The organism is Stutzerimonas sp. FeSN7, assembly GCF_030263795.1.
In the GTDB taxonomy this organism is placed as follows: domain Bacteria; phylum Pseudomonadota; class Gammaproteobacteria; order Pseudomonadales; family Pseudomonadaceae; genus Stutzerimonas; species Stutzerimonas stutzeri.
In genome coordinates this window covers 2,073,020-2,092,126 of sequence record NZ_JARPMN010000001.1, presented here as the reverse complement: position 1 = coordinate 2,092,126, position 19,107 = coordinate 2,073,020, and the positions used below count along the sequence as shown (strand labels likewise).

Here is a 19,107-nt window from a genome sequence, read left to right as displayed (position 1 = left end):
CTCATGCGTGGCGGATGTCGAAGCCGGCCAGGTAGTCGTCCGGGTCCGTCGGATCGTATGGCCTGCCCATCACCTCGAACGGCTTGTAGCCACTGGCCGGCTGAGCCTCGGCTTCGGCCATGCCCAGCGCAGCCATCTGTCGGCGGGCGTCGGTGAGCAAAAACACCTGCTCGGCCAGCGCGCTGTAATTAACATCCGTCTTCACGTAACCCCAGCGCTTCATCTGGGTCAGCATCCAGGTGGCCATGGAGTACCAGGGCATGGGATCGAAGCCGGAGCGTTGCGGCTCGTTCTGTACCTGGCCCAGGCCATCGGCATAACGCCCGGAAAGCGCCTGGAGGATCACCGTCTCCGGCTGGTTGAGGTAATTCGGCGTCGAGATCGCCTTGGCGATGGTCGGCAGCTGGGCCTTGTCCTGAGCCATGGCGGCGGCGTTGAGAATGGCGCGGTAGAGCGCGGCGAACGTGTTGGGGTTTTCCTTGATGAAGGCTTCGGATACACCGAAGGAGCAGCAGGGATGGCCATCCCAGAGATCCTTCGACAGCACGTGAATGAAGCCGACCTGGTCATACACGGCGCGCTGGTTGAACGGCTCGGGGCCGAAGAAGCCGTCGATGTTGCCGGCCCGCAGGTTGGCGATCATCTCGGCCGGCGGCGTCACCCGCAGCTGCACGTCGCGGTCCGGGTCCAGCCCGTGCTCGGCGAGGTAATAGCGCAGCAGGAAGTTGTGCATCGAATATTCGAAGGGAATGGCGAACTTGAAGCCTTTCCAGTTCTTCGGGTCGCGGTTTTCCTTGTGCTTGAGCGCCAGCACGATGGCCTGGCCGTTGATGTTCTGGATGGTGGCGACCCGCATCGGTTGCGGATTCGAGCCCAGGCCCATGCTGATCGCCAACGGCATGGGAGCGAGCATGTGTGATGCGTCCAGCTCGCCGTTGAGCATGTTGTCGCGCACCAGTGCCCAGCCGGCAGTCTTCTGCAGGCTTACCGACAGGCCCTGCTCCCGATACAGGCCGAGCGGGTCAGCCATGATCAGCGGCGTGGCGCAGTTGATCGGGATGAAGCCGATCTTCAGGTTGGTCTTTTCCAGCGGCCCGCGCTCATCGGCCATCGCCTGCAGTGACGTCAGCGGCAGCACACTGGAGATCGCGGCCATTGCCGTGCCGACACCTACCGCCTGAAGAAAGCGCCGGCGCGTCACGTCGTTGGGAAAGAGCGCGCGCACCGCCGCGGCCTCGACGAAGTCCTGAGACAGGAGATCCCGGTCGAGCGATCGCGCCAGTCGCGCCTGTTCCGCAGCGCGGTCATGCGCTTCGGGGCTTTCGTGCTTGCCGCAGGCACAACCGGTCAGCGTGGTGTGCTCCGAATAGGGGCGGAAGAAGTTATCGTCGCTCATGTCTGTACCCTCCAGTTTGGTCTGCAGTCACGCGGCGTCGGCGCGGCCAACCCGCAGCGTTGACGTACTCGTGCCATTGGTTCGTTGTTCCATGAGCAGAAAGCCCTCGGTTTCCTGCACCACATGCCACTGCCCGTCTGCACGAGGCATGCCGTGCAGGGCGATGGGCAAGGAGGCGGTCTTCAGCCTGATGACGGGGTCGCTGTGGCAGTAGGGCGCGCCCGGCACGCCGGCGATATGGGCGGCGATCGCTCGCGCCTGACGGGCGATGGGTTCGATGAAGCGGCAGGGCATACCGCCAAGGCTGATGCAGTCACCCAGCGCATAGATGTCGGGGTCACTGGTCTGCAGCGTGGCGGGGTCAACGCTGATGCCGCGTGCGAAGTCCAGGCCTGCCAGGCGCGCCAGGCGGGGTTCGGTGGCCAGGCCGGTAGCGGCGATCACCTGATCCACGTCGCGGCGCTGACCACAGCGAGTCAGCAGGCGCTTGCGGCCGTCTCCAAGCGAGGTCAGCGAGGCGATTTCGACGTTGCCAAGCAGCTCGATGCCCAACTGGCGTTGCGCGGCGTGCAGACGGCGGGCCGCCGGCTCGGGCAACAGGGTCGCCAGCGGCAGTGATTGACGATCCACCAGCGTGACCCGGTGACCCGCTCGCGCCAGATCCTCGGCGATCTCGCAGCCGATCATCCCGGCGCCGATAACCGCCACGTCCTGGGCGCTGCGCTCGGCCAGCCGCGCCTGCAGACCGGCCCAGCCGTGCAGGTGGTTGACGCGCCAGCAGAGCTCGGCCGGCAGCGCGGCCGGCAGGGCGGGGCGGGCGCCCTGAGCGAGAACCAGCCGGGTGTAGCTCAGGTTGCCGCGTGTGGTGCGCAGTTGACGGAGCCGCGGGGAAAGGCCTACGGCGAAGGTTTCCGGCAGCAGGCGCACGCCAAGCCGAACAGCGGCCTCGGCGGCGCGCTCACGTACCAGCTTGTCGGCTGACTGACCGCGGCTGAGCGCAACGGACAGTTCGGGCTTGTGATAAAGGTCGCCCTTGCAACCGCTGACCAGCGTGATGGGGGTGCTCTGATCGATGGCGCGGATGGCTTCGATGACCGACCAGCCGGCCAGACCGCCGCCGACCACGACGATGCCTGTCTCGCGGGGGCCGACCGGCATCGCCACGGCAACCGGCGCCTCGCGCATCACGTAGGGTTCGAAGTCCAGCTTGGTCACGCCGCAAAGCGGGCATTCCCAGTCATCCGGGATATCCTCGAAGCGGGTGCCGGGCGCCAGCCCGCTGTCCGGATCGCCGGTCTCTTCGTCGTAGATCAGGCCACAGGCGCGGCAGATGAACTGCCGCCAGGCTTGGGTGATTGCGCTCATGCTGGTTGGGCCTCCTGCATCAGGCGGTTCATCTGGTAGCGCAGGTGCTTGATCGCCGGGGTGACGATCGCCACGAAGTGCGCCTCGCGGATGCGCCGTTGTGGCCCGGCACTCATCAGGTAACCGCGCGCGCCCTGGTGCAGCAGGGCCGACTGGGTCGCACGCAGCGCCAGCTCGGCGCCTTGCACGCGCGCATCGAGCACGTCGAGCATGAAGTCCTTGTCGGTTTCGTAAGGGGTACGCACCAGCTCGGCGACCCGTGAATTGAGCTCTGCAAATTCGGCTTGGAGCACGTCGGGACGGTCATGAAGAAACTGGTTGACGTGCCCCAGTACCGGCTCGACCTCGTTCATTGCATCCAGGCTGGCCTGCACCAGGCCGGTCGCCATGCCGACCTGCAGGAGAATGAAGGCGGCGCGTACACGGTTGACGAAGGGCCCGGCGGGGTCGGCGATGAGCTGGTCCTCACCGATGAAGTAGTCGGTCAGGCGGATACCCCAGGTGCTGGTGCCTTCCATCCCGGAAAACTCAGGGCAATGCCTGAGCTCGACCCGCTCATCCAGATCGAGCAGGAACATGATCTCGTGGGACCGACTGCCATCGGCGCGGTCGACACCTGCGATCGCGCCGCAGTACTGCCCTGGGGCGATGTGGCTGACCCAGGGCAGCGAACCGCTCACCCGGTAGCCGCCTGGCACCCGCTGTGCGCGCAACAGCATCGGCTCGATGCCGGCCATGGCCTTCATCGGGTTGGACAGGGCGGTACCGCCGAAGCGACGGCCTTCGACGTGATCGCTCAAGCGAGCCAGCAGAGCGGGGTTCTCCGATTGCTCCATGTACAGGCCGCAGACGTTATGGCACCAGGCGAGAAAACCGGTGGAGCCACAGCTGCGGGCGATCTCGCTGGTAGCTGCCAGCGCAAGCCCAAAGTCGGCCCCGCGCCGGTCCAGATGCGCGCCGAACGCGCCCACCTTGGCGAGGCGCGCCATGATGTCCAGCGGGTAGTAACCCTCCCGGTCGATACGGCTGGCGGCCTCGGCGAGAGGCCCGCCGGCTATCTCGGATACTCGCTGGAGCATGGGTTTGTCGTTCGTGCTGGTTGTTAGCCCAGCAACGGGCGCGGCGACACTGTTCATGGCGACCTCCTGGGATGCGTGACTCAGTCGGCCAGCGCGATGCTGAACGGAATGGGGTTGCGCATGCTGTTGGCCACGGGCGAGTAGAAGTTGGCGTGCTTGACGATCTCGTCGAGCTCTTCGCGAGTGGCGTCACCCTCGACCAGGACCTTTACGCGAATCTCCTGGAAGCCCATCTGCTCGGGCTGCATCGGCGCGCCGCCGGCGCCCCACGCCGCCGGGTTGCCGATGTCGGCTTCGAGGAAGATTTCCAGCTTGCTGAGCTTGACCTGCTTCCAGGTGGCCACTGCTGTAATCCCTACGGCGAGACAGCCACCCAGCCCGGAGAGCACGATCTCCCCCGGAGCGGGCGCGGTGTCTTCGCCGAACAGGTGCAGCGGCTCGTCGACCACAACGGCCTCGTGGTCACCGACATAGCTGAGGCTGCGGTAGATGCCCTGCATGACCGTATGGACCTTGTTGGTGCCACGGCTGGCCGGGTTGTTGCGGCCTTTCTCGGCGAAGGCCAGCAGGCCGTCGCGATCGATCGGTCGCAGGTAGGATTTAACGGTGGTAGGTGCAGGTGCGTTCATGGTGTTCTCCATTCAGTTCATCAGAACCGACGCAATGTCAGCCCTGGCTGAACGGGGTATTGCAACTGCCATGCCAGCTGTCGAAATTCTCGAAAAAGTACTTTTAAATCAATCGGTTATAATTTCTGTGTTTGGCTCTCGCCCGAGCACTTACTTTGCCGAGCCGGCCTGCGACTGAACACAACGTGAACAATGTCGACATTGTGTTCGGTCTCAGCGATGGGCTACCAGCTTCTGCCAGCGATAGTGGAACTGTCGCGCGGTCATGCCCAGCAGCTGAGCGGCGCGCGTCTTGTTTCCGCCACAGCGGTCCAGCGCCTGGCGCAGCGCATCGGCCGTATGGGAGGCGACCGAGACGTAAGGTCGGATGTCCTCGATATAGGCCGGGGGGCTGGGTGGTGGAGTGGCCAGGGCAGGTGTCGGCGCAGCTTGCTCGTTCTCCCGCGGCAGGTAACGGTCGACGTCCGCTGCGCTCAACAGGGCGTGATCGGCCAGCAGCACCATTCGCTCGATGACATTGGACAGCTCGCGAATGTTGCCCGGCCACGCGTGCCGCTGCAGACGCTTGATCGCCTCGGCACTTAGGCTGACGTTTCGCTGGTTGGCCTGGTTGATCCGGTTGAGGAAGTGCAGCACCAGCACGGGGATATCAGACCGGCGTTCAGCCAGCGAGGGCAGCCGTATCGGGATAACGTTCAGCCGGTAGTACAAGTCCTGGCGGAAGGTGCCGGCAGCGACTTCGGTTTCCAGATCACGGTTGGTGGCCGCCACCAGCCGGACGTCGATGTGCAGCTCCCGCTTAGCGCCGAGGCGGGTGATGGTGCCCTCCTGCAGCGTGCGAAGCAGCTTGGTCTGCATGGCCAGCGGGAGCTCGCCAATCTCATCGAGGAAAATGGTGCCGCCATCTGCCTGCTCGAACCAGCCGGCACGGGCCGTTTGCGCCCCGGTGAAGGCGCCCCGCTCGTAGCCGAACAACTCAGACTCGAACAGCGAATCGGGAATGGCTGCGCAATTGACGCGGATAAACGGCTTGTCCCGTCTGGGGCTGGACAGGTGCAGCGCACGGGCGAACAGCTCCTTGCCGGTGCCCGACTCGCCGAGCAGCAACACGCTTGCGGTGGTATTGGCAACGCGTTCCAGTTCTGAAAGCGCGCGCAGCAGCTGGGGCGCGCTGCCGATAATCCCGTAGCGGCTGGTGCGGGTCTCCAGTGCCCGGGCCAGCAGGGCGTTGCGCTGCTCGAGCGCCTCGGTCTTTTCTCGCAGGTGCTGCTCCAAATGGAGGATCTGCCCGGCAAACGTCGCCAGGATTCGCAGGATGGTGAGGTCATCTGCCAATGGGCGTGCGCGGCTTCGGATGCGATGGCAGGCCAGTACGCCGATGGTGCGCTGGCCGATCTGGATCGGTAATGCGATATAGGAAACCGGCCCGGAGGGGAGGTTGTTACGCGCGACCATGCGGCCCAGAAACAGCGGATCGTTATCGATGTCCTGAACGATGATCAACTGACCGCGCGCCAGCACTCGCCCCGTCACGCCTTCATCGTGTGTATAGCGGCCACGACTGATTTCGTCTGCGGTCAAGCCATAGGCATAACGGATCTGGCTCGATTGCCCTGACTCGTCGAGCAGCACGATTCGCCCACGGTTCAAACCGAGGAGCTCGGACAGCAGGTGGAGCATCTCCCGCAGCACGGTGTCGGGCGAGAAATCTCGCCCCGCCAGTGCGGTTACCTGTTGCAGCAGCAACATTTCCTGAGTTCGCCAGAAAACGGGGGAGTTCTCCGGTTCCTTGTCGCCGCTGGTCATGGTCGGCGTTCCTCGTAAGGCGTTAACGATGCGTCAGTATTGGGGTTAAGCGAAGCAATGTTCGTGCTCGTCGCAAAAACCCCCCTTAGCGGACCTGCGGTATCAAGCGGGCATTTTTCGCACATCTCTTCTGACGGCCTGAGGTGGCACGCCGAATCCGCGGACAAAAACCTCGCGCATATGGCGTCGGTCGCGAAAACCCGTTTCGCGTGCAATGACGTCCAAGGGCCTGCTGTCGACACTGTGTGTGATCGTCAAGCAGCGACTGCTGCTCAAGTCCAGTTAGGAAGTCTTCAAGTCAACGACCAAACTCAGCCTTAACGGCGGGCGCTTGTCGCGCGCTTTCGGCAGCTAGGGATGGTCTGAAGTAGCCATGTATTTCCCCGGCATACCACCTGGCGCAACTTTTAAACTCGCCAAATGATCAAAAAACAATCAATTCGACGAGTATTTCTTACGTTTTCGCCACCCGGACCCCACTCCGGTGGCCATTTCCCGCATTACAGGCGCACCTCTCCTGCATTCGTCAGTAAATGTCGGCGCGCCATCCACAGGTTCGACAGAGCGAACAGTGTCACCAGTTGCGCCGTGTTTTTGGCCAAGCCGCGAAAGCGCACCTTGGTGTAACCGAACTGGCGCTTGATTACCCGGAACGGATGCTCGACCTTGGCGCGCACCTGAGCCTTGGCCTTTTCAATCTTGCGCTTGGCTTTGTACAGCACGCTGCGCTTATCGAGTTTTTTGTAGGTGCTGCGGCGTGCCGCCACCTGCCAGATAACTTCACGTCCTTCATGCTCGGGCCGCTTTTCGACACCGGTGTAGCCTGCATCGGCGCAGACCACGTTTTCGTCGCCATGCAGCAATTTGTCCACCTGGGTGACATCCGCCACATTGGCCGCCGTGCCCACTACGCTGTGCACCAGACCCGATTCGTCATCGGCGCCGATGTGGGCCTTCATGCCGAAATAATACTGGTTTCCCTTCTTGGTCTGGTGCATTTCCGGGTCGCGCTTGCCGTCCTTGTTCTTGGTCGAACTGGGCGCATTGATCAGCGTTGCATCGACGATGGTGCCCTGGCGCAGCGACAGGCCGCGGTCGCCCAGATAGCCATTGATGACAGCGAGGATGCCGGCCGCCAGCTCGTGTTTCTCCAGCAAGCGGCGGAAGTTGAGAATGGTGGTTTCGTCGGGGATGCGCTCCAGGTTCAGCCCGGCAAACTGGCACAGGATCGTGGTTTCGTACAGCGCTTCCTCCATCGCTGGATCGCTGTAGCCGAACCAGTTCTGCAGCAGATGCACACGCAGCATCGCCATCAATGGGTAGGCCGGACGGCCACCTTCACCCTTCGGATAATGTGGCTCGATCAAAGCAATCAAGCCCTTCCACGGCACCACCCGATCCATCTCGATCAGGAACAACTCCTTGCGGGTTTGCTTGCGCTTGCCAGCGTACTCGGCGTCGACGAAGGTCATCTGCTTCATCGGGAAACTCGGTGGGTGGGGTCGCGGTATTTTGCCAAATCAGAAAGTCTTTTTCAGAGTTTCCTTAGCTAGTGCCCACGACCTGCACTTCATTTGGCCGGTCAGTGGAGACGACTGCTGGAGTGATGATACTTGGCCGTGGTATGACTGTTTCTACCCCATAAATGCGGAGATCAGGGATGTCGAGTCTGGCTAACGGAGTGGTGTACGTAGACGATTTCGAAAAGTGGTTGAGCGAGCGAGGTCGCTGGCTACAGACAGCGGCAAAGAAGCTCATCGAGCAGAAGCGGCCGCCTAATGCGGAGGAGCTTGCCGAGCTAGTTCGCCTCTGCAAGCTCGAGGCTGCCAAGCAGCAGGATCCGGGATTCGCGAACGTAGCTCCGGGATCATTCTCTGCAGCAACCGTACGGCCGGTCGTTAGAGTTGAAGGGGTTAGCCAAGTCTTTGGCGTTAATGCGATCAAGCCGGGCGCGTCTCTTCAGTTCGGAGCGGGCGGCTTGACCGTGATTTACGGCCAAAATGGTTCGGGGAAGAGTGGTTATGCCCGGCTGCTCAAACAGCTCTGTGGGTCGCGCTCAAAGGATGAAATCCGTCCAAACGTCTTCAGCGATGAGGAGCACGCATGCAGTGCGCAATGCCGAATCACTATCGATGGCACCCCCCGAGATATCAACTGGCAGCCTAATGCCGAGCCGCATCCTCAACTTAAACATGCGCAGGTATTCGATTCAAAGGCCGCGTCTCAATACATGGGGAAAACAGAGTCGAGCTACGAGCCCAGCAGCATGCGGTTCATCACTCTGCTCATTCAGGTATCGGACAAAGTTTCTGCGGAGCTGGCCTCTGAGAAGGCAAAGCTTGTCAGCTCCCTTCCACAGTTTCCCGCTGATCTGGCAGACACTGCGGGAAAAGGCTGGCTGGCCTCTTTGAAGGCTTCGGTCTCCGCCGAGAAAATTGAAGCGTATTGCCAATTCCCTAAAGAGTTGGATGAAGAACGGATCAAGGCTGAAGGCCTGCTGGCGGAAAAGGACATTGCGGGCAGACTAGTTTCCATTGGAAAAGAGAAGGTTGCGACCGACAGCATTAGGCAGGCGATGCGCACTCTGAAAGAGGGCCTGTCGGATGAGAAAGCTGCTGCGCTATTCAAGTCGAAGAGTGATGCAGCGGTAGCTAGGAAGGCAGCCAATGACGTCGCGCAACAGGCCTTCGCCAATGCGCCTCTCCAGGGCGTTGGCGAGGCTGCTTGGATGCTGATGTGGGAGCAGGCGCGCAACTACTCAGTTGCTAATGCTTACCCTGCCCACGAGTTCCCTGTGACCTCGGATGGTGCGCACTGCGTGCTATGCCAACAGGTGCTTACGGCAGACGCCGCATCACGACTCAAGAGTTTCGAATCATTCGTTACTGCCGGCCTCGAGACTGCGGCAAAAACTAAAGAAAGCGCTAATGCAGCTCTTGTTGCGGAAATAGTCCAGTTACCATCCATTGAAGATTGGATCTCAAGATTGGCTCAGCTGCAGTTCGACGAACTGGTTGCTCGTAGCTGGTATGAGTCATTGAAAAGCAGGCGTGCTCAGTTTGTTGAATGTGCTGCTGCGGTCGACCTATTGAGATTCGACTGGGAAGCTATTGATAATGCCTTGGAAAAGCGCGCTGCCGATCTGCTCGTAGAGGAAGCCGACCTTACTCAACTGCAGCAAGATGGTAAGCGGCAAGAGCTCGAAACTCGGGTGAGGCAGCTCAAGGCGCTACAGTGGTTATCCGAGAACAAGCCGGCCATCCTAGCGGAGCGTCAGCGGCTGGCCTCGATGGAGCTGCTGGATAAAGCTGCGAGGCTGACCGCAACCAATGCTCTGACGACCAAGCGCAATGAGCTCGCGAAAACTGAACTTGACGCTGGCTATCAGGCTCGTTTTGCTGCCGAGTTGAAAATGCTTGGTGGTAGTCGGTTACCCGTGGCACCGCAGAGCAAGGCTCAAGGAAAGGGGGTAATCACCTTTGGACTCACTCTTGTCGGGGCTCGGGTAAATCATTCACCTGAGGTCGTACTCAGCGAGGGTGAAGCGCGAATCGTCGCATTGGCCGCGTTTCTGGCAGATACAACTGGCTCTAACCAGCTAGCTCCTTTCATCTTCGATGATCCGATTTCCTCCCTGGATCAGGACTTCGAAGAGCGGGTTGTGGCCAGGCTAGTTGAGCTGGCGAAGACTAGACAGGTCATCATCTTCACGCACCGCCTATCTTTGATCGCTCTGGTCGAATCTGCGCTCAAAAAGCATGCGGAGAACCCAGGCAACCAAAAGATCAACCACACAGTGCTATCGCTTCGGCGGTTGAATAAGGTCGCGGGAATCTTGGCGCAGCACAACTTGCGTGATGCCAGGCCCGACAAGGCTATTAATGTAATTCGAGATCAGGTTATTCCGCAGCTAAAAAAACTTCAGGCTCAGGCCGATGCGGATGGATATGACCTGGCCGTGAAGAGTGCCTGTAGTGATTTCCGGATTATCCTTGAGCGGACGGTTGAGTTCATCCTTCTGCACGATGTCGTTGCTCGATTCAGAAGGGATGTCATGACCAAAGGGAAATTAAGAGGAGTCGCCAAGGTTACGGCTGTCGACTGCGATTACCTTGATCGGCTGATGACCACTTACTCAATGTACGAGCACTCACAGGCAGATGAACTGCCTCAAGTCCCAGTTGAGCTCGACGTTTTCGAGCAAGATGTGTTGGAGCTTGTAACGTGGATGGATGAGTTCAAGGGGCGCGTTGTATAGGGTATTTGCCGATAGGTGAGCCGTGCCTGTAGTCGCGGCTCACCTGCTGTGATGGCGAAGTCAAGTTCTAAGTCTCTGGTTATCGGGGCGAATGTCCCGTTCTGGCCGCTAGTGTGCGCTCTCTTGCTTGGATGGCATTACGTTCTGGCCCAACGTTACTGTAGCGAATCCGCAGCAGTATCAATCAAAGCTTCCTGTATCCCGCGTGAAGAAAGACGCTACGTTGCGCCCGTTCTTCCACGGCTTCGCTTGCCGCCCCGCTACGGCAGATTCGAAGCATTCATCGAAATGTCATCATTTAGAAGCAGTGCGTTAACAAGGAATTTCTACCCTTTGCATCGCGAACCGCAATTGTGCGGCCAGCAATATTGCGAAAGGTGATCAAATGACGCCCCATCCGATACAGGACGCCGTGCTGCGGGTCGACCGGTTGAGCGTCGTCTACCCAGGCGGCGTGACAGCCCTACGCGATACCTCGATTGCATTTCGGCGTGGTGAGTTCACCGTGCTGCTTGGTCTCTCGGGCGCAGGCAAGTCGACCTTGCTCCGTAGCCTCAATCGACTCGTCACGCCCACTCGCGGCAGTGTCACCAGCGAGCTCGGTGAGCTCGGCAGCGGCTCGGCCTTGCGTCAGCATCGTCGGCGTACCGCCATGATCTTTCAGCACCACCAGCTAATCGAACGTCAAAGCGCACTGGCTAATGTGCTTACCGGTCGGCTGGCCTTTCACAACACGCTCCGCTCGCTGTTTCCTCTGCCGCGTGCCGATCAGGAGATTGCGCTCAGTTGCCTCGCTCGGGTCGGTCTGGCAGACAAGGCGCTAAGCCGGGTGGACAAACTGTCCGGTGGCCAGCAGCAGCGGGTAGGCATCGCGCGTGCGCTAGCGCAACAGCCCGCGATCATTCTTGCCGATGAGCCGGTAGCCAGTCTCGACCCGGCCACTTCGGTCCGTGTTCTCGGACTGCTGCGCGACATCTGCAAGGAAGACGGCATCACCGCCATCGTTTCGCTGCATCAACTCGAATATGCCCGCCGCTTCGCCGATCGCGTCGTCGGGCTGGCCGATTCTCAGATCGTTTTCGATGCCGCGCCCTCGGAACTCACCGATGCGCAGCTTGAGCGCATCTATGCAGGCCGCTCTACGACTCAGCCAGCAACTGCTCCGGCTGAAACCCCTGTCATGCTCGCACCTTCACTGGAGATGTCCCGATGAAACACTTATCCGCTCTCTTATTGACCTGTTTGCTGTCCGCTGTTTCAAGTCTGTCCGCCGTAGCGGCCGATGCCGATCCGGATGTGCTAAAGGTTGCGCTGCTGCCGGACGAAAACGCCTCGGAGTTGATCAAGCGAAACCAGCCGCTGAAGGATTATCTGGAAGAGCATCTGGACAAGAAGGTGCAGCTGATCGTAACCACCGACTATTCCTCGATGATTGAGGCGATGCGCTTTGGCCGTATCGACCTGGCGTATTTCGGTCCGCTGTCCTACGTCATGGCCAAAAGCAAAAGCGACATCGAGCCCTTCGCTGCCATGGTCATCGACGGCAAGCCGACCTATCGCTCAGTGATTATCGCCAATGTGGCGTCAGGCGTGAATGAGTATGCCGACCTTAAGGGCAAGAAGATGGCCTATGGTGACCGGGCATCGACGTCCAGCCATCTGATTCCCAAAACCGTGCTTCTTGAGACGGCCGAGCTGACGGGTGGGCAGGACTACGAACAACATTTTGTGGGCACGCATGACGCCGTTGCCGTCAACGTGGCGAACGGAAACGCCGATGCGGGTGGGCTGTCGGAGGTAATTTTCAATCAAGTAGCCGAACGTGGCCTAATCGATCCGAGCAAGGTGAAAGTACTTGGTTACAGCGGCGAATATCCCCAATACCCCTGGGCGATGCGCTCGAACCTGAGCCCCGAGCTGAAAACCAAGGTGCGGGATGTATTCGTCGGTATCGACGATCCCGAAGTGCTGCGCAACTTCAAAGCCGAGGCCTTCGCGCCAATCACCGACGCCGACTACGATGTGATTCGCAACATGGGATCGCTGCTCGGCCTCGACTTCGCCACGATGTGAGCACCGATATGTCTACTCATCATGACGTGCAGGCGCTGCCTGCAGAGCAACGCGAGCACATCCTTCGAGGCTTCGGCCTCGGTTGGTGGCGCCAGCTGGGGCAGGTGGCAATTGTACTCGGAGTGGTGCTGTTGGCCTGCTGGTACGTGGGGCTGCTGGATGCCACCACGCTGCTGAACGGGCTGCCCTCCATCGCGACCCTGGCAGGCGAGGCCATGCCGCCAGACTTTTCGGGCTATCGAAGCTGGATTCGCCCGTTGATCGACACGCTGGCGATGAGCATCGCCGGCACGGCCATCGCAGTGGTGTTCTCGCTGGTGGTGGCCTTCGTTGCAGCGCGCAATACGGCGCCGCACCCCCTTGTGTTCGGTGTTGCCCGGGTGCTGCTCAATGCCCTGCGGTCGGTGCCGGAGCTGATCATGGGCATCATCTTCGTTGCAGCCGTAGGGTTCGGCGCCTTGCCGGGCGTGCTTGCCCTGGGTCTGCATTCGATCGGCATGGTCGGCAAGTTCTTCGCCGAGGCCATCGAGCACGTCGACGAAGCGCCGGTGGAAGCCGCTCGGGCGGCGGGGGCTACGCCGATGCAAGTGCTGCTGCACGCGGTTTTGCCACAGGTGACTCCGCAGTTCGCCGACGTGGCGATCTACCGCTGGGAATACAACTTTCGCGCCTCCACCGTGATGGGCATGGTTGGCGCCGGCGGTATCGGCTTCGAACTCATGGGCTCGCTGCGCATCATGCAGTACCAGGAGGTTGCAGCAATCCTGCTGGTCATCCTGGCCATGGTCACGCTAGTAGACGCCTTCAGTGGCGTGCTGCGCAAACGTTTCAAATAGGACAAACCATGCTGCCGAAACTCGTTATAACTCACCGAGTACACGATGAGATCCTGCAACTGCTGGCGCCACATTGCGAGCTGATGACCAACCAGAGCGACAGCACGCTGACGCGCGAGGAAATTCTGCGCCGCTGCCGCGATGCTCAGGCGATGATGGCGTTCATGCCCGATCGGGTCGATGCAGAATTTCTCCAAGCCTGCCCCGAGCTGCGTGTGGTCGGCTGCGCGCTCAAGGGCTTCGACAATTTCGATGTGGACGCCTGTACTGCCCGCGGGGTCTGGTTGACCTTCGTGCCTGATCTGTTGACGGTCCCGACTGCCGAGCTGGCGATCGGACTGGCGGTGGGGCTGGGGCGGCATCTGCGCGCAGCAGATGCGTTCGTCCGCTCTGGCGAGTTCCAGGGCTGGCAACCACAGTTCTACGGCACGGGGCTGGATAACGCGACGGTCGGCATCCTTGGCATGGGCGCCATCGGACAGGCCATGGCTGAGCGCTTGCAGGGATGGGGCGCGACCCTGCAGTACCACGAGGCGAAGGCTCTGGATACACAAACCGAGCAACGGCTCGGCCTGCGCCAGGTGGCGTGCAGCGAACTCTTCGCCAGCTCGGACTTCATCCTGCTGGCGCTTCCCTTGAATGCCGATACTGAGCATCTGGTCAACGCCGAGCTGCTTGCCCTCGTACGGCCGGGCGCTCTGCTTGTAAACCCCTGTCGTGGTTCGGTAGTGGATGAAGCCGCCGTGCTCGCGGCGCTTGAGCGAGGCCAGCTCGGCGGGTATGCGGCGGATGTATTCGAAATGGAAGACTGGGCTCGCGCGGACCGGCCGCGGCTGATCGATCCTGCGCTGCTCGCGCATCCGAATACGCTCTTCACTCCGCACATAGGGTCGGCAGTGCGCGCGGTGCGCCTGGAGATTGAACGTTGTGCAGCGCAGAGCATCATCCAGGCGTTGGCAGGTGCGCGCCCAATCAACGCTGCGAACCGTCTGCCCCAGGCCGAGCCTGCCGCATGTTGAATCCGGTCTGGCTGAAGAGCCTGGTAGCGATCGTTCAAACAGGCAGTTTTCAGAGCGCGGCGAGGGCGTTGGGGCTGGCCCAGCCGACGGTGTCGCAGCACTTGCAGAAGCTTGAAGAGCAGGTCGGCGTAACGCTGGTGCAGCGCAGTCGTAGCGGCTGCCAGCCTACCACACGTGCGCTGGCCTTCATGCCGCATGCGACCGCCTTGCTCGACATGCACGCCCGGGCGCTAGAAGCCCTGCATGGAAATAGTGAGCGCGTCGGGGCCAGCTCCAACATCGGCACCTACCTTCTCCAGCCATTCGTGCGCAGCTATCTGACGACCGCAAATGAGAGGGGCGAGGTGGATCTGCGCATCGCCGCCAACCCGGATGTGGCCGACCAGCTACTGGCGGGCCAGCTCGACGCCGCGATCATGGAATGGTGGCTACCTCACCCCGACTTCGAACACCGCCTCTGGCGGGTCGAGCCGCTGGTACTTATCGTCAGCCCCGACCATCCGCTGGCTGAAGCAGGGTGCATAGAACGCGATCGTCTGGTGGACCTGCCGATGCTGGGAGGTGAACCGGGTAGCGGTACCGGACGGCTTCTGACCGAATACTTTGGCGAGCTGGGCGTGCCTCGCAGCGGTATGCAGCTAGGCAGCACCGAGGCAGTCAAACAAGCAGTCAGGGCGGGACTCGGCGTGTCGTTGGTGATGGCTTCCGCAGTACAAGACGAAGTTCGCAGTGGCGCGCTGGTAGCTCTTCCCATCCCGGGGCTTGAAAAGCGTCTCCAACTGATCTGGCGCAAACCGCCCGGAAATCTGCACCCGCCGGGATTTGTGCGGCACTTATTGGCCGGTTAGCGACGGCCTGACTTTGGCCGTCGCTACACATGGTCACACTTCGGTCTGTTCCGCCATTTCCAAGGCGTCATCGACCTCAATTCCCAGATATCGAACGGTGCTCTCCAGCTTCGTATGGCCGAGCAGCAGTTGAACGGCCCGCAGGTTCTTCGTCCTGCGATAGATCAGTGATGCCTTCGTGCGTCTCATTGTGTGAGTGCCATACATGGCTGGGTCAAGGCCAATGGCTTTCACCCAGCCTTTGACGATACGGGCGTACTGACGAGTGGATAGATGGTCTGAGTTATGCAGTCGACTCGGGAACAGGTAGTCCTCGCCGCGGAGTTGTACTTGATGTATCCAAGCCGCGAGCGCCGCCCGAGTTTGCTCAGTGATCTCGAACTGCACTGGCCGCTGTGTTTTCTGCTGCATCACTATTGCTCGTGATGACACCTGCTCACCATGGGCAACGTCCCGCACACGGAGCTTGGTTAAGTCGCAGGCTCGAAGCTTGCTGTCGATGGCCAGGTCGAAGAGAGCCAGATCCCGAGTTCTTTCTGCAATTTGAAGCCTTACTCGGATGGCCCAGATATCTCTCAGTCGGAGTGGGGTTTTCTGTCCGACCAGTTTTCCTTTGTTCCAGGGCTGGCGGCTGCAGGTAGCGATGATGTTCATAGCAAGTCCTCCACGTGTGGGAGGACAAGAATGGCTAGCCTGAACGGTGGTCGCTAACCGGCCAAAAGCAGCCGCCCGAAGCCGTCTACGAAAAGAAGGTCTACTCACAGTATCAGTCAATCCGCTTGAAACACCTTGCGACCTTTCCTCGATTGAGAAGCCACAAATGCACCTCTAGAGTTGCCTCCGCAACGCCGGGCCCCTCTGACAGCTAACCGCTGCCATGTCGGAGTTGCAGTTTGCACAACTTCGACACTTAGAGGAGGGGCTCATGACTGCCCTAGAACCGTTCTTCCTGGCCGAATTTCTCGGCACTGCCACTTGGTTGTGGCTCGTTTTTATCAGCATAGTGATTGGCCTGTTGGTCTTCGACCTAGGGGTGCTTCACCGCGAGCATCGCGAAATTGGCATTCGTGAAAGTTCATTGGCAAGATTCCATCGGTAATCTCCCTGAGTCTGCTGCTGCTGCTGGGCGGCGTGCTGCTGTCCCTTTGGAAAACCCGTGGCCAGCCGGCCCCGGCTGGCCCTCAGGTGTAAATCAAAACAGGTGGAGGTAGCTAGTCGGCTGCCTACTGTCGAATTGGCAACTTTCAACACTGGAGGCGGTAATGAAAAAAACGCTGCAATTGACAGCTATGGGGCTGTTACTGGTGGGCTTGGCCGGCTGCGACGCAGCCGAGCAATCGGCGCAGAAACTGGCCGAGAAGGCTGAGCAGGCAATGCAAGACGTAGCCCGCGAAACGGTCGATGGGACCCTGCAACAACTCAATAAGCAACTGAATGAAGTACAGCAGTCAACCAATGAGTGGCTAGGCAAGCCGCCGTCCAAGGAAACGCAGGAGGGCGAGTTGCAGGAAGGTCTGCCTGAAACTAATGAGTCAGGAGAGCCTATCGACAAAACGGCAGTTGAAACCTAGTTGGCTGGCAGAGTGCGTGGTTTGTAACCATTTGGAGCAGACTACGATACGGCTAATTATAGTTGGCCGCTTTTGGCCGAGATTTGCCCGTCTACGGTTGAAGTAAGAATGAAAAAAGCCCGGCCTTGCCGGGCTTCCCTAAGGCGAGCCTTACATGCCCAATGCGTTCGGAAGTGCGAGCGACAAGGCGGGGATATAGGTGATCAGCACCAGAAAGCCGATTAGCAACATCAGCCACGGCATGGCCGCGCGCACAACCTGAGGCACTGACATCCCCGTCACAGCTGAGGTCACGAAAAGGTTCAGGCCAACCGGCGGTGTGATGAGACCGATTTCCATGTTAACCACCATGATGATGCCAAGATGAATCGGGTCAATGCCCAGCTCCATGGCGATCGGAAACAGAATCGGAGCCAGGATCAGAATGATCGCAGAGGGCTCCATGAACGCGCCGGCCACCAGCAATACGATGTTCACCACCAGCAGGAACATCCAGGGCTGCAGACCCGCCTCGAGAACCATAGCGGTAATCTGCTGTGGGATCTGCTCAGTGGTCAGCACGTGCGCGAACAGCATGGCGTTGGCGATGATGAACATGAGCATGATCGACAACTTGCCTGACTCAAGAACGACCTTCGGGCAATCTCGTAATGTGATGTCCTTATAGACGAATACCGCGACAAAAGCCGAGTAGATCGCGGCGACCGCAGCTGCTTCGGTGGGTGTAAACATCCCCGAATAGATACCGCCCAGAATCACCACCATCAGCAGCAAACCCCAAACGGCCTTGCGGGCGGCTGACAGCCATTCGCGAAACGTCGCCCGCGGTAGAGCCGGCAGTTTTTTCTTGACGGCAATAATGTAGATCGCCGCCATCAGCACCACGCCAAGCAAAACACCGGGCACGACGCCTGCCATGAATAGCTTGCCGACCGATGTTTCCGTCGCGGCGGCATAAACCACCATCACGACCGAGGGCGGAATGAGAATGCCCAGGGTTCCGGCGTTGCAGACGATACCTGCGCCAAAGGCTTGCGGATAACCTGAGCGGACCATGCCGGCGATGGCGATGGAGCCGACCGCCGCCACAGTTGCCGGCGACGAGCCGGACAGCGCGGCGAACAGCATGCACGCCAGCACGGCGCCGATGGCCAGACCACCACGGATATGGCCGACACACGCATTGGCGAAGTCAATCAATCGGCGTGCGACACCGCCAGTGGTCATGAACGCGCCGGCGAGAAGGAAGAAGGGGATGGCCAGCAGGGTGTAGTGCTCGGATGTCTCGAACAGCTTGATCGCCAGGGAGGTTACCGAGTCAGGGCTGAACAGCAGGATTGTCAGCGAGCCGGCGAGTCCCAATGAGATAGCAACCGGCACGCCGATAAACATCAACGCGAAGAGCGCGACGAAGAGGAAAAGAATGGTCATTTACTTCAACTCCTCTGCGCCCAGCTTCACGGCTTCGGCGGCTTCATCTGCCAGGCCTAGCCCGGTTTGCTCGTTACGCAGAAGGCGTACGAAGATCTCGGCGAAACGGATGAACACCAAAGCAAAGCCGATCGGAACGATCATGCCGATGTGCCATTGCTTAACACCAAAATGTCCAAGGTCCTCGGCGCCGATGTTGGCGTTAAGCAACGCCGATATCCAGCTGAAGCTCGCCGATGCCAGCAGCCCGGCATAGCCAAGGCAAAACAGGCACGCAAGGACACCGATATAGCGCTGGACATGGCGCGGAGCGAGTTTGACCAGGGCGTCGACCCCAATGTGGCCGGCGGTGCGTACCCCATAGGCCAAGCCGAAGAAGATCAGCCAGGCAAATAGCGCTTTGGTCAGGGCGGTACTCCAGGTCATCGACTGGGCCAATCCGATGGTGAAGTCGCCCATGGCGAAGAACAGGTCTTCAGCAGAAGCGAAGCGATCGCCCAAGCTGTAAAACGCGGTGTAGAGGTTATTGAGGATGACGTAGACAAAGGTGACTAGCGTCATGGCAGCAAGCAGGAAGGCAATGAAGCCCTCTTCAAAGTGATCCCAAGCGCGCCTGAGGGCGTTCATGGATGTCTCTCCAATAGACCAGCATTGTTATGTGGCACGTGAGGTGCCGTTGATAAGCCGTGGCAGGCGTGAATAGGGATGTTCATGGCGCTTGCCATGAACGGCGGTACTCAATGACCTGTCGAGAATCTGGAGAGCAAGGCATGTGCCAGAAGGCCGCAGGTGACGC

17 protein-coding genes and 2 pseudogenes are annotated in these 19,107 nt (G+C 60.2%); 9 read left to right on the top strand and 10 right to left on the bottom strand.

Annotated elements, in window-relative coordinates; all coding sequences use genetic code 11:
- Nucleotide 1 precedes the first annotated feature (1 nt).
- The 4 genes from P5703_RS09675 to P5703_RS09660 all read right to left on the bottom strand — a co-directional run bounded on the left by P5703_RS09675 (nucleotide 2) and on the right by P5703_RS09660 (nucleotide 4,469).
- Nucleotides 2–1,396 (bottom strand): ABC transporter substrate-binding protein, encoded by a 1,395-nt coding sequence (locus P5703_RS09675; RefSeq protein WP_023100454.1) that lies wholly within the window; start codon nucleotides 1,394–1,396, stop codon nucleotides 2–4.
- Nucleotides 1,397–1,423: 27 nt separating this feature from the next.
- Entirely contained in the window at nucleotides 1,424–2,761 is a 1,338-nt protein-coding gene (locus P5703_RS09670) for an FAD-dependent oxidoreductase (protein ID WP_023100453.1), read from the bottom strand.
- Nucleotides 2,758–3,840, bottom strand: a complete 1,083-nt coding sequence (locus P5703_RS09665) for an acyl-CoA dehydrogenase family protein (RefSeq protein ID WP_078451026.1) — start codon at nucleotides 3,838–3,840, stop codon at nucleotides 2,758–2,760. The genes P5703_RS09670 and P5703_RS09665 overlap by 4 nt, the downstream gene beginning before the upstream one ends.
- Nucleotides 3,841–3,920: 80 nt before the next feature.
- The gene (locus P5703_RS09660; RefSeq protein WP_023100451.1) at nucleotides 3,921–4,469 is read right to left on the bottom strand and encodes an OsmC family protein; all 549 of its coding nucleotides are present in this window, start codon (nucleotides 4,467–4,469) and stop codon (nucleotides 3,921–3,923) included.
- Here P5703_RS09660 and P5703_RS09655 point away from each other — a divergent pair.
- Nucleotides 4,468–4,647 carry a hypothetical protein gene (locus P5703_RS09655; RefSeq protein WP_162492206.1) on the top strand — a complete coding sequence of 60 codons (180 nt, stop codon included), beginning with the start codon at nucleotides 4,468–4,470 and terminating at the stop codon, nucleotides 4,645–4,647. The genes P5703_RS09660 and P5703_RS09655 overlap by 2 nt on opposite strands.
- Nucleotides 4,648–4,682: 35 nt before the next feature.
- Here P5703_RS09655 and P5703_RS09650 read toward each other — a convergent pair whose 3' ends face one another.
- From P5703_RS09650 to P5703_RS09640, 3 genes and pseudogenes are all read right to left on the bottom strand, one after another.
- Complete coding sequence (locus P5703_RS09650; protein ID WP_285590149.1) at nucleotides 4,683–6,218, bottom strand: sigma-54 interaction domain-containing protein; 1,536 nt, start codon at nucleotides 6,216–6,218, stop codon at nucleotides 4,683–4,685.
- 159 nt (nucleotides 6,219–6,377) lie between these two features.
- Nucleotides 6,378–6,500: pseudogene (locus P5703_RS09645) on the bottom strand (GlxA family transcriptional regulator); the annotation flags it as partial.
- A gap of 275 nt (nucleotides 6,501–6,775) precedes the next feature.
- Entirely contained in the window at nucleotides 6,776–7,756 is a 981-nt protein-coding gene (locus P5703_RS09640) for an IS5-like element IS1384 family transposase (RefSeq protein WP_031691316.1), read from the bottom strand.
- Nucleotides 7,757–7,935: 179 nt separating this feature from the next.
- On the opposite strand from P5703_RS09640, the gene P5703_RS09635 reads away from it, so the two are divergent.
- The 6 genes from P5703_RS09635 to P5703_RS09610 all read left to right on the top strand — a co-directional run bounded on the left by P5703_RS09635 (nucleotide 7,936) and on the right by P5703_RS09610 (nucleotide 15,309).
- The gene (locus P5703_RS09635) at nucleotides 7,936–10,533 is read left to right on the top strand and encodes an AAA family ATPase (RefSeq protein ID WP_023100447.1); all 2,598 of its coding nucleotides are present in this window, start codon (nucleotides 7,936–7,938) and stop codon (nucleotides 10,531–10,533) included.
- Nucleotides 10,534–10,918: 385 nt separating this feature from the next.
- Nucleotides 10,919–11,746: a phosphonate ABC transporter ATP-binding protein gene (gene phnC / locus P5703_RS09630; protein ID WP_003117867.1), complete on the top strand. Its 828-nt coding sequence runs from the start codon at nucleotides 10,919–10,921 to the stop codon at nucleotides 11,744–11,746.
- A complete protein-coding gene (gene phnD / locus P5703_RS09625; protein ID WP_171894434.1) occupies nucleotides 11,743–12,606 on the top strand; it encodes a phosphate/phosphite/phosphonate ABC transporter substrate-binding protein in 864 nt (287 codons plus the stop codon). Before phnC ends, phnD begins: the two co-directional genes overlap by 4 nt.
- An 8-nt stretch (nucleotides 12,607–12,614) precedes the next feature.
- Nucleotides 12,615–13,442, top strand: coding sequence for a phosphonate ABC transporter, permease protein PhnE (gene phnE / locus P5703_RS09620; RefSeq protein WP_003298907.1), 828 nt, complete (start codon nucleotides 12,615–12,617; stop codon nucleotides 13,440–13,442).
- An 8-nt stretch (nucleotides 13,443–13,450) separates the two neighbouring features.
- Nucleotides 13,451–14,461, top strand: a complete 1,011-nt coding sequence (ptxD, locus tag P5703_RS09615) for a phosphonate dehydrogenase PtxD (protein WP_003152798.1) — start codon at nucleotides 13,451–13,453, stop codon at nucleotides 14,459–14,461.
- Nucleotides 14,455–15,309 (top strand): LysR family transcriptional regulator, encoded by an 855-nt coding sequence (locus tag P5703_RS09610; RefSeq protein WP_003118389.1) that lies wholly within the window; start codon nucleotides 14,455–14,457, stop codon nucleotides 15,307–15,309. Before ptxD ends, P5703_RS09610 begins: the two co-directional genes overlap by 7 nt.
- A 33-nt stretch (nucleotides 15,310–15,342) precedes the next feature.
- On the opposite strand, the gene P5703_RS09605 is transcribed toward P5703_RS09610, so the two are convergent.
- The gene (locus P5703_RS09605) at nucleotides 15,343–15,963 is read right to left on the bottom strand and encodes a tyrosine-type recombinase/integrase (protein WP_003118388.1); all 621 of its coding nucleotides are present in this window, start codon (nucleotides 15,961–15,963) and stop codon (nucleotides 15,343–15,345) included.
- A gap of 271 nt (nucleotides 15,964–16,234) precedes the next feature.
- Here P5703_RS09605 and P5703_RS09600 point away from each other — a divergent pair.
- Nucleotides 16,235–16,390: pseudogene (locus P5703_RS09600) on the top strand (TerC family protein); the annotation flags it as partial.
- 181 nt (nucleotides 16,391–16,571) lie between these two features.
- Nucleotides 16,572–16,880 (top strand): hypothetical protein, encoded by a 309-nt coding sequence (locus tag P5703_RS09595; RefSeq protein ID WP_015278135.1) that lies wholly within the window; start codon nucleotides 16,572–16,574, stop codon nucleotides 16,878–16,880.
- 150 nt (nucleotides 16,881–17,030) lie between these two features.
- Here the strand turns inward: P5703_RS09595 and dctM are convergent, their stop codons facing one another.
- Both dctM and P5703_RS09585 read right to left on the bottom strand, forming a co-directional pair.
- Nucleotides 17,031–18,311, bottom strand: a complete 1,281-nt coding sequence (gene dctM / locus P5703_RS09590; RefSeq protein ID WP_017244574.1) for a C4-dicarboxylate TRAP transporter large permease protein DctM — start codon at nucleotides 18,309–18,311, stop codon at nucleotides 17,031–17,033.
- On the bottom strand, nucleotides 18,312–18,938 hold the full coding sequence (locus tag P5703_RS09585) for a TRAP transporter small permease (RefSeq protein WP_017244575.1): 627 nt from the start codon (nucleotides 18,936–18,938) through the stop codon (nucleotides 18,312–18,314).
- Nucleotides 18,939–19,107 lie beyond the last annotated feature (169 nt).

Excerpts from the sequence above, each read along its gene's own strand:
- P5703_RS09640 (WP_031691316.1), bottom strand. The coding sequence starts at position 7,756 with ATGAAGCAGATGACCTTCGTCGACGCCGAGTACGCTGGCAAGCGCAAG.
- phnE (WP_003298907.1), top strand. The coding sequence starts at position 12,615 with ATGTCTACTCATCATGACGTGCAGGCGCTGCCTGCAGAGCAACGCGAG.
- P5703_RS09595 (WP_015278135.1), top strand. The coding sequence starts at position 16,572 with ATGAAAAAAACGCTGCAATTGACAGCTATGGGGCTGTTACTGGTGGGC.
- P5703_RS09660 (WP_023100451.1), bottom strand. The coding sequence starts at position 4,469 with ATGAACGCACCTGCACCTACCACCGTTAAATCCTACCTGCGACCGATC.
- P5703_RS09670 (WP_023100453.1), bottom strand. The coding sequence starts at position 2,761 with ATGAGCGCAATCACCCAAGCCTGGCGGCAGTTCATCTGCCGCGCCTGT.
- P5703_RS09675 (WP_023100454.1), bottom strand. The coding sequence starts at position 1,396 with ATGAGCGACGATAACTTCTTCCGCCCCTATTCGGAGCACACCACGCTG.
- P5703_RS09610 (WP_003118389.1), top strand. The coding sequence starts at position 14,455 with ATGTTGAATCCGGTCTGGCTGAAGAGCCTGGTAGCGATCGTTCAAACA.
- phnD (WP_171894434.1), top strand. The coding sequence starts at position 11,743 with ATGAAACACTTATCCGCTCTCTTATTGACCTGTTTGCTGTCCGCTGTT.
- P5703_RS09655 (WP_162492206.1), top strand. The coding sequence starts at position 4,468 with ATGGTGTTCTCCATTCAGTTCATCAGAACCGACGCAATGTCAGCCCTG.
- P5703_RS09585 (WP_017244575.1), bottom strand. The coding sequence starts at position 18,938 with ATGAACGCCCTCAGGCGCGCTTGGGATCACTTTGAAGAGGGCTTCATT.
- P5703_RS09650 (WP_285590149.1), bottom strand. The coding sequence starts at position 6,218 with ATGTTGCTGCTGCAACAGGTAACCGCACTGGCGGGGCGAGATTTCTCG.
- dctM (WP_017244574.1), bottom strand. The coding sequence starts at position 18,311 with ATGACCATTCTTTTCCTCTTCGTCGCGCTCTTCGCGTTGATGTTTATC.
- P5703_RS09665 (WP_078451026.1), bottom strand. The coding sequence starts at position 3,840 with ATGCTCCAGCGAGTATCCGAGATAGCCGGCGGGCCTCTCGCCGAGGCC.
- ptxD (WP_003152798.1), top strand. The coding sequence starts at position 13,451 with ATGCTGCCGAAACTCGTTATAACTCACCGAGTACACGATGAGATCCTG.
- P5703_RS09635 (WP_023100447.1), top strand. The coding sequence starts at position 7,936 with ATGTCGAGTCTGGCTAACGGAGTGGTGTACGTAGACGATTTCGAAAAG.
- P5703_RS09605 (WP_003118388.1), bottom strand. The coding sequence starts at position 15,963 with ATGAACATCATCGCTACCTGCAGCCGCCAGCCCTGGAACAAAGGAAAA.
- phnC (WP_003117867.1), top strand. The coding sequence starts at position 10,919 with ATGACGCCCCATCCGATACAGGACGCCGTGCTGCGGGTCGACCGGTTG.